This window comes from Streptococcus sp. HMSC077D04, assembly GCF_001808785.1.
Classification (GTDB): Bacteria; Bacillota; Bacilli; order Lactobacillales; family Streptococcaceae; genus Streptococcus; species Streptococcus mitis_BX.
In genome coordinates, this window is record NZ_KV794485.1 from 1 (window position 1) to 878 (window position 878).

1 pseudogene is annotated in these 878 nt (G+C 36.0%); it reads left to right on the forward strand.

What is annotated here, in order from left to right:
- Positions 1-878, forward strand: a pseudogene (locus tag HMPREF2701_RS01540) (MucBP domain-containing protein); the annotation flags it as partial.

The window sequence follows — 878 nt, forward strand, 5'->3', positions numbered from 1 at the left end:
GGAAGACCTACAAGTGATATAACAGCTGATATAGAAAGCGTTTCTGAATCAGATTCAAGTACTTTAGAAGATACTCCTGATTTTGTTCTTAAATTAAATACTCCTTCACCGGATGTTGAAGAGTTTTCTTATCGTGACGAAATCACTCCTCTTCGTGCATACCGTTTAGCAAGTGGTACTACAACAATCACTTACACTTATGCAGAAGAAAAAACTCGTGAAATCGAGAAAAAAGGTTCTGTAGTAGTTAACTACCAAACAGCAGACGGAGTAGAATTAAAATCTCCTTATACCGATACTCCTGAAACAGTAGCTGAAGTAGTAACTGAACATTACTACGTAAATGCTGATGGACAAGAAGTAGTTGTAGAAGATAAAACTGTTAAAACGCCTAAAAACGTAGCGTACAACACTAAAGAAAATGAAACTGAAAAACCTCAAAAAATTACAGATGCACAAGGAAATGTTTACTACCTAAACGAAGCAAACACAACAACATCTGTAAATGATACAGAAACTACATCACCAGCTGAAACAGGTACAGTAGTAGAAGGTGTTACAAAAGTAACTTACATCTATGAAAAAGCTGGATCAGTCATCGTTAACTACAAAACTGAAGATGGAACTCCGCTTACAGGAACAGTAGTTGGTGATGAAAGCAAAACTGTAGAATCAGGTGCAAAAGACACTGATAATGGTAAACCAGGAACAGCTTATAACACTGCGGATAACGGAATGAAACCAGAACGTATTAAAACTGCAGAAGGAAAAGTTTACCAATTAGTTCCAGAATCAACTGAAGGTGAAGAAACAGGTGAAGTTGAATCAGGAACAACTAAAGAAGTAACATACGTTTATAAAGAAGTTAAAGGTAATGT